This is a genomic window from Blattabacterium cuenoti (assembly GCF_014251755.1).
Classification (GTDB): Bacteria; Bacteroidota; Bacteroidia; order Flavobacteriales; family Blattabacteriaceae; genus Blattabacterium; species Blattabacterium cuenoti_AN.
In genome coordinates, this window is the sequence record NZ_CP059200.1 from 509,520 (window position 1) to 517,036 (window position 7,517).

Below are 7,517 nucleotides of genomic sequence, written 5' to 3' on the forward strand. Positions count from 1 at the left end.
CACAATATTTTTCATTTTTTTAAAAAAAATAAAAACGTCTTTTGAATCAGACAATTATTTTATTTCATAACATATTCATGACATGTATTTATATAATCTCATAAAAGTATATTTTATTTCATAACATATTCATGACATGTATTTATATAATCTCATAAAAGTATATTTTATTTCATAAGTAATGACTAATATTTTTAAAATAAATACAAAAGTAAAAGGAAAAGGAATTCCTATAGTATTATTGCATGGATTTATGGAAAATTTAGAAATATGGAATTATATATACAGTAACATTTCTACTAAAAAATATAAAGTTATTTCAATTGACTTTCCAGGTCATGGAAAAAGTGTTTTCACAGAAAAAAAAAATACAGTTTTTACGATGGAAAAAGCTGCAGAAATTGTAAAAAAAATTGTAAAAAAAGAAAATATACAAAAAGCGATTTTTGTAGGACATTCTATGGGTGGATATGTGGCTTTAGCCTTGGCAGAAAAATATCCAGAAATGTTTTTAGGATTGTGTTTACTTCATTCTACAACAGAATCAGATACACTTGAAAAAAAGAAAAAACGCATTCAGTCTATTCAATTAGCAATCCATCATTATACATTATTTATAAACACAAGTATAAAAAAATTATTTCATTATGAAAAATTATGTTCTTTGCAAAACCAAATTGGTTTTGTAAATCAAATTGCTTCAAATACTCATATTCATAGTATTATTTCTTTTTTAAAAGGAATGTCAATTCGAAAAAATAGAACATTTTTACTAAAAACAACTAAATTTCCAAAACTATATATAGCTGGTTTATACGATAGAATTCTTGATATAAAAAAAATTTATGAAGAAACTAAAAATGGAAATCAAATATATTTTTTTGCAATACCTACAGGTCATATGGGACACATAGAAAAACCTAAAAAAATAATAAAAATATTAGAAAATTTTATAGATTTTTCTATTTTTAAAACGTGAGTTGAATGAATAAAAAAAAATTACGTGAAAAATATTTACATATGAGAAAGTCTTTTTCTAGAAAAAAAATTAGAAAAATGAGTTCTGAAATTTTCTTTCAGTTAAGAAAGATATTTTTTTTATGGAAAAAAACTTATTATCACATTTTTTTACCCATACGGAAACATAAAGAAATAGATACATTTATCATTATCAATTTTTTACTAAAAATAGGAAAATATGTCACGGTACCCTGTTCTAATTTTCAGAAATTATCTATAGAAAATTGTTTATTTCATGAAAATACGATACTAACAAAAAAAACATATGGAATTTTAGAACCTATTTCTAAGCATAAATTTATTGTTTCAATTTCTCTTATCGAAGTAATATTTATTCCTTTATTAATATTTGATTTTAAAGGCTATCGAATCGGTTATGGAAAAGGTTTTTATGATAGATTTATTCCTTTATGCAAAAAAAATATTATTAAAATAGGGTTAAGTTTTTTTTATCCCATAAAAAAAATTCAAGATATACATAAAAATGATTTGTCAATCGATATAGGAATAACTCCGAACCATATTTTTTTCTTTAATAAAAAAGTTTAATAAAAAAAAACTTTGAGTATATCCCAAATAATAATCAACATCATCATTAAACTCATTATGAAAAAACCGTAAACAGTACAACGTTCAACAATTTCCTCATTTATTTTTTTTCTTGTTATCATTTCTATCATAATAAATAATAGATATCCCCCATCTAATGATGGAATAGGAAATAAATTTAAAAAAGCTAACCAAATGGATAAAGTAGCAGTTAAAGTCCAAAAAATATACCAATTCCATTTAGATGGAAATTCTTTAGCTATGGAAAAAAAACTACCTATCTGTTTATAAGCTTTGGTTTCTATATGAAAAACATTTTTCAAAAAAAAGATTTGATTTTTTAAAACATCCCAAGATTTTTCTATTCCATGAGGAATACTCTCAAAAAAAGAATAACTCTTTTTTTCAAATAAAAAAATTTGATCTAAATCCATAAATTTTTTTAAAAAAATTCCCAAAAATTCTTTTGGATCTAAAAAAAATTCTTTTTGAATAAGTTTCCCATTTCTGTTGATGTACATTAATATATTTTCATTTTTATGTTTTGACAATATATCTTTCAATTGATCAGAAAAAAGAACAAATTCAGAATTAATAGCTAAGATTTCATCATTATTTTTTAATCCATATTTATCAGCTTTAGAGTTTTTGACCACATAATTAATGATAGGAGGAACACGAGGTTGAATAAAAAAATGGAATTCTTTTCGATCGAAAAGAAATTTTTTTTTGTTATTATTTAATGATAATTTTATAATGTTTCCCATACGATCTATTGTGATAGAATTACCCAAAATAATGGCTTTAGGAATATCATTGAAGTAGGGAACATATTGTTCGTTAACAAATAAAATTTTGTCTCCATTTTTCAATCCTATTTTTTCTCCCAAAGAATCAACTTCTATTCCGTATTTCACATTTTTTGTAGGAAGATAAGTTTCTCCATACTTAAACAATAAAAAAGTAAAAATTAAAACGGATAACAATATATTAAAAAGAATTCCTCCAGAAATGATCAATAATCTTTTTATTGCTGATTTAGAACGAAATTCCCAATTTTTAAGTTTATTCTCTGATTGATTATTGTCTTTTTCATCCATCATCATTCCAGATATTTTAACATATCCTCCTAAAGGGACCCAACCTATTCCATAAATAGTATTTCCTATTTTTTTTTTCAATAGAGAAAACCAAGGGTCAAAAAATAAAAAAAATCTTTCAACTCTTACTTTAAATATTTGAGCTATAATAAAATGACCTAGTTCATGAACAACAACCAATATAGAAATGCTAAGTAGCAATTGTATAGATCTAATGAAAATTGATGACATTTTTCAGATTTAAAAAATAAAAGAGATAAATTTAAACCTTTATTCCAAAATAAAATACATTTTGAATTTATCTAATCTTAAAAAAGGAGAAAAAGGAATTATTAAAGGATACAAAGATGATAATTTTCCCATAAAATTACTAGAATTAGGAGTTTTACCTGGTGTAAAATTCGAAATACTTTTTGTTTCTATTTTTTGCGATCCATTATGTATAAGTTATGATCAATCTTGTTTAGTTTTACGAAAAAAAGAAGCTGAAAACATTATCATAGAACCTATTATTTAGAATTCGAAAATAATTTATGAAAAAAATTAAATTAGCTCTAGTTGGAAATCCAAATGTAGGAAAAACTTCTTTGTTCAATCAATTAACTGGACTTAATCAAAAAGTTGGAAATTATATAGGAGTTACAGTAGACAAAAAAATAGGATATTTTCATTATGAAAACACGTATTATCAAATTTTAGATCTTCCTGGAACTTATAGTATATATCCTTCATCTGAAGATGAAGAAGTAGTTTGCAGATTGCTACTTAATCTAGATGACTTAGATTATCCAGATAAAATTATAGTAATAGCAAATTCATCGAATTTAAAAAAAAGCATTCTTTTACTAAGACAAGTGCAAGATTTAGGATTTCCTGTCCTTTTTGCATTAAATATGCTTGATGAAGCAATAAAAAAGGGCATATCCATTAATATAGAAAAATTAAGAAAAATTCTTATCACAGAAATTGTATTGATTAACGCAAGAAAAGGAATAGGACTGAACAAAATGAAAATAAAAATAAAAAATTTAAATCAAAAAACAAAAACAAACTATTTTTTTTTCAATCCAGGGATACATTATTCTCTTGCTATTAATGATGTCAAAAACAATTACAAAGTAAATACTTATCAAGCTTGGTATTATCTAGCTCATGACAAAAAATTTTTAAAAAAAAATTGTTTATTGAATAAAATAAAAAAAAAATATAACATTATCCCAAAAAGATTACAAATCAAGGAAACATTAGATAGATATGAAGAAATAGGAAAAATATTTTCAATAATAGTTTCCGAATTTCTTTCGGAGAAAGAAAAAAACTGTTTAGAATTTTCAAAAAAAATAGATAATTATTTAGTTTTACATCCTTTTTGGGGTTATTTTTTTTTTTATTTATTTTATTTTTCATTTTTCAATGTATTTTTTTTTGGTCAGAAATTCCTAAACAATTTGTAGAATTGTTTTTTTCTTTTATCCAAAAGAAATTCGATAACGTTTATCCTGGTCCTTTAAATAATTTTTTTTTGCAAGGAATATTCCCTGCAATCAGTACTATTCTATCTTTTATTCCACAAATTTCGATTTTGATATTTTTTCTTCTTCTTATGGAAGAAAGTGGATACATAAGCAGAGTTATATTTTTAATGGATAGAATCATGCGACCTTTTGGATTAAATGGAAAAAGTGTTGTCCCTCTTATTTCTAGCATAGCTTGCGCTATTCCCGCAATCATATCAGCTAGACATATAGAGAACCCAAGAGATCGATTAATTACTATTTTAGTAACTCCTTTTATAACCTGTTCTGCCAGATTACCTGTATATACTCTAATTATATCTATAATTATACCGGACAAAAAATGGTATTTCATTCAACTAAGAGGAATAGTACTCTTATCTATGTATATTTTAGGAATTATATTTGCATTGAGTGTCTCCATCATTTTACATCAATTACTAAAAAAAAATTATAAAAGTCATCTTATAATGGAAATTCCTACTTATAAAATCCCTATATTGAAAAATGTATTAATTACTCTATGGATCAATCTTAAATCGTTTATTATCAATGCAGGAAAAATCATTCTATTGATTAATATATTGATTTGGGTTTTGGGTTCTTTTGGTCCTTCAGAAAATTCATCAAATAAAAATTCAATTTGTATAATACAAAAAAAAGAATTGACTCATTCTTATTTGGGTATCTTAGGGAAAAAAATAGAACCTGTAATTCATCCATTAGGATACGATTGGAAAATTGGGATAGGACTTCTATCATCTCTTGTAGCGAGAGAAGTTTTTGTTAGTACTATGGCTTCTGTATATAGCATAGAAGAAAAAGAAAATATTTTAAAGGAAAAAATGAAAAAAGAAACATATCCTGAAACTAAAAAACCTATTTATAATTTAGCAACAGGAATTTCTTTACTATTTTTTTATGCATTTTCTATGCAATGTATGAGTACTTTATCCATAATAAGAAAAGAAACAAAATCTTGGAAATGGCCAATACTACAATTTATTTTTATGACTTTGTTAGCTTATATAGCTTCATTATTAACATATCAAATATTAAAAAAATAAATGTGTCAATACATCATAATAGGTTTGTTTTTTTTATATTCAATTTTCTGTTTATTTATAAAATTATTGAATTTTTTTTCTAAAAAAAATTTTTGTAAAAAAAAATGCAATTGTAAATTATAAAATTTCCATTTTTTCAATGGAAGTATATATGGAATTTGTCAAAACTTCGGATAAAGATATTCCAGCTATTTTCAATTGTTTTGGAAAAATGCTTTCTTCTGAAAGACCTGGGATTGTATTTATTTCCAAAAAAAAAGGTTCTTCATTTACAATGATATATTCTGATCTCGTGATTCCCGATAAATTTAGAAATTTATATACTTTTTTGGCTATTTTTCGTATTTGATTTTCAATATTTGGAAACAATTTTGCTGGAGTGATTTCTTGAGATTTACCGGAATATTTTGATTCAAAATCAAAAAAATCATTTTGACTAATTATTTCTGTTATTGGTAAAACAATAATTTCATTTTTAAATGAAAAAACACCTACTGATACCTCCTTTCCTTCAAGATAAGATTCGATCAGAATCTCTTCATCTTCTAGAAAAGCTTTTTGTACTGCGTTAAACAAATATTTTTCTTCATAAACTTTACTTATTCCTAAACTAGATCCCGATCTATTCGGTTTAACAAAACAAGGAAGTCCTACTTTGTTTAAAATTGTTTTCTTACAAAGAACTTGATTTTTATTTAAAAAAAAAGATTTTGCTGTATTAATTCCAAAATATTTCAACAAAGTTAAACAATACTTTTTATTAAAAGTAACATTTGCATGATGAAAATTACATCCTGTATAAGGTATTCTTAATAATTCAAAATAAGCTTGTAATATTCCGTCCTCTCCTGGAGTTCCATGTATGGCATTAAATACACAATCAAACTTGAGGTGATTCATTCCGGAAATTGTAAAATCTTGTTTATTTATAGAATATTCTTTATTTTTCTCATCTTTCATAAACCATTTTTCTTTGAAAAGATAGACTCGATAAGGATCAAATTCTTTTCTACATAAATTTTCATAAACAACTTTTCCACTTTGTAGTGAAATCATAGATTCTTTTGAATATCCTCCCATTATAACAGCTATTTTTTTCATGAATTATTTTTAATTTTATTGGTTTTTTATTATAAAAACATTTCTAATTTATTTTTTTCATGAATTATTCAAAATATTTTGTAATATTCATCATAAATTTTTTAGTTTCTATATTGATTTTATATAAAATTACTCAATTGTCATTGAAATGGGTAGATGTTTATACAAAACATGGGTCTTATGTTGTAGTTCCTGATTTGATAGGTTTTACTTTACCTAAATCTATATTAATTTTGAAAAAATTAGGTCTAAAATACGATATAGATACATCACGTTATGATCCTAATTTTAAAATTAATCAAATCATTTCCTTTTCTCCAGAAGCTGGAGATCATGTTAAAGAAGGAAGACATGTATATATACAAGTTAACTCTCAATCATCCCAATCTGTTTTACCTAATATTATAAATAAAGAAAAAAAAATAGCAATAAAATTGCTTCATGCTAGTCATATATCCGTTAAAGAAATCAGATATATTAATGATAGGAGGAAAGATACCGTTTTAAAAATTTTATATCGAAATAAATCGATTCAATTTGGATATAGATTTTCCTTGAATCAAGATGGAATTATTTTAATCATTGGAAAAGGATATAAAAAAGATAATTTTTTAGTACCTAATGTTGTAGGAATGAATTTATATTCAGCTATTTTTACGTTAAAAAATCAATTATTTCATGTGATTAATTTTTACTATGATCATACAATAACAAATCCTGATAAAAATGCAAAAGTATATCGTCAAAAACCTGATTCTGGAATAATTTATGATAAAAATAAACCTGTTGAACTTTGGTTAACTTCCAAAGAATTGTTAGATCAATTCAAAAATGAAGATGTCAAAAATGAAGATGTCAAAAATGAAGATGTCAAAAATGAAGATGTCAAAAATGAAGATGTCAAAAATGAAGATGTCAAAAATGAAGATGTCAAAAATGAAGACGTCAAAAACAAAAACGTCAAAAACAAAGACGTCAAAAACAAAGACGTCAAAAACAAAGACGTCAAAAACAAAGACGTCAAAAACAAAAACGTCAAAAACAAAGACGTCAAAAACAAAGACGTCAAAAACAAAGACGTCAAAAACAAAGACGTCAAAAACAAAGACGTCAAAAACAAAGACGTCAAAAACAAAGACGTCAAAAACAAAGACGTCAAAAACAAA

8 protein-coding genes and 1 pseudogene are annotated in these 7,517 nt (G+C 24.3%); 7 read left to right on the top strand and 2 right to left on the bottom strand.

All coding sequences use genetic code 11. The annotated features are described in order from the left end of the window. Positions 1-181: 181 nt before the first annotated feature. Positions 182-979: an alpha/beta hydrolase gene (locus H0H57_RS02520; protein WP_185863721.1), complete on the top strand. Its 798-nt coding sequence runs from the start codon at positions 182-184 to the stop codon at positions 977-979. Positions 980-984: 5 nt separating this feature from the next. Further along, the gene (locus H0H57_RS02525) at positions 985-1,569 is read left to right on the top strand and encodes a 5-formyltetrahydrofolate cyclo-ligase (RefSeq protein WP_238784308.1); all 585 of its coding nucleotides are present in this window, start codon (positions 985-987) and stop codon (positions 1,567-1,569) included. Here the strand turns inward: H0H57_RS02525 and rseP are convergent. Continuing rightward, complete coding sequence (gene rseP / locus H0H57_RS02530) at positions 1,566-2,900, bottom strand: RIP metalloprotease RseP (protein WP_185863722.1); 1,335 nt, start codon at positions 2,898-2,900, stop codon at positions 1,566-1,568. The two genes, H0H57_RS02525 and rseP, sit on opposite strands and share 4 nt — an antisense overlap. A 61-nt stretch (positions 2,901-2,961) precedes the next feature. Here rseP and H0H57_RS02535 point away from each other — a divergent pair, with 61 nt between their 5' ends. The 4 genes and pseudogenes from H0H57_RS02535 to H0H57_RS03130 all read left to right on the top strand — a co-directional run bounded on the left by H0H57_RS02535 (position 2,962) and on the right by H0H57_RS03130 (position 5,250). Further along, positions 2,962-3,186 carry a FeoA family protein gene (locus H0H57_RS02535; RefSeq protein WP_185863723.1) on the top strand — a complete coding sequence of 75 codons (225 nt, stop codon included), beginning with the start codon at positions 2,962-2,964 and terminating at the stop codon, positions 3,184-3,186. A gap of 16 nt (positions 3,187-3,202) precedes the next feature. Further along, the gene (locus H0H57_RS03120; protein WP_238784309.1) at positions 3,203-4,123 is read left to right on the top strand and encodes a FeoB small GTPase domain-containing protein; all 921 of its coding nucleotides are present in this window, start codon (positions 3,203-3,205) and stop codon (positions 4,121-4,123) included. A gap of 149 nt (positions 4,124-4,272) precedes the next feature. Further along, positions 4,273-4,446: pseudogene (locus H0H57_RS03125) on the top strand (nucleoside recognition domain-containing protein); the annotation flags it as partial. A 120-nt stretch (positions 4,447-4,566) separates the two neighbouring features. Further along, positions 4,567-5,250, top strand: coding sequence for a nucleoside recognition domain-containing protein (locus tag H0H57_RS03130; RefSeq protein WP_238784343.1), 684 nt, complete (start codon positions 4,567-4,569; stop codon positions 5,248-5,250). A 117-nt stretch (positions 5,251-5,367) separates the two neighbouring features. Here the strand turns inward: H0H57_RS03130 and H0H57_RS02545 are convergent, their stop codons facing one another. Next, positions 5,368-6,351 (bottom strand): D-alanine--D-alanine ligase, encoded by a 984-nt coding sequence (locus tag H0H57_RS02545; RefSeq protein WP_185863724.1) that lies wholly within the window; start codon positions 6,349-6,351, stop codon positions 5,368-5,370. A 59-nt stretch (positions 6,352-6,410) separates the two neighbouring features. Between H0H57_RS02545 and H0H57_RS02550 the strand changes: the two genes are divergently transcribed. Then, positions 6,411-7,517: PASTA domain-containing protein (locus H0H57_RS02550; RefSeq protein ID WP_185864099.1), on the top strand; the 1,107-nt coding region annotated here is incomplete at its 3' end.

Coding starts and splice junctions, on each gene's coding strand:
- H0H57_RS02520 (WP_185863721.1), top strand. CDS start 182: ATGACTAATATTTTTAAAATAAATACAAAAGTAAAAGGAAAAGGAATT.
- H0H57_RS02525 (WP_238784308.1), top strand. CDS start 985: ATGAATAAAAAAAAATTACGTGAAAAATATTTACATATGAGAAAGTCT.
- rseP (WP_185863722.1), bottom strand. CDS start 2,900: ATGTCATCAATTTTCATTAGATCTATACAATTGCTACTTAGCATTTCT.
- H0H57_RS03120 (WP_238784309.1), top strand. CDS start 3,203: ATGAAAAAAATTAAATTAGCTCTAGTTGGAAATCCAAATGTAGGAAAA.
- H0H57_RS03130 (WP_238784343.1), top strand. CDS start 4,567: ATGTATATTTTAGGAATTATATTTGCATTGAGTGTCTCCATCATTTTA.
- H0H57_RS02545 (WP_185863724.1), bottom strand. CDS start 6,351: ATGAAAAAAATAGCTGTTATAATGGGAGGATATTCAAAAGAATCTATG.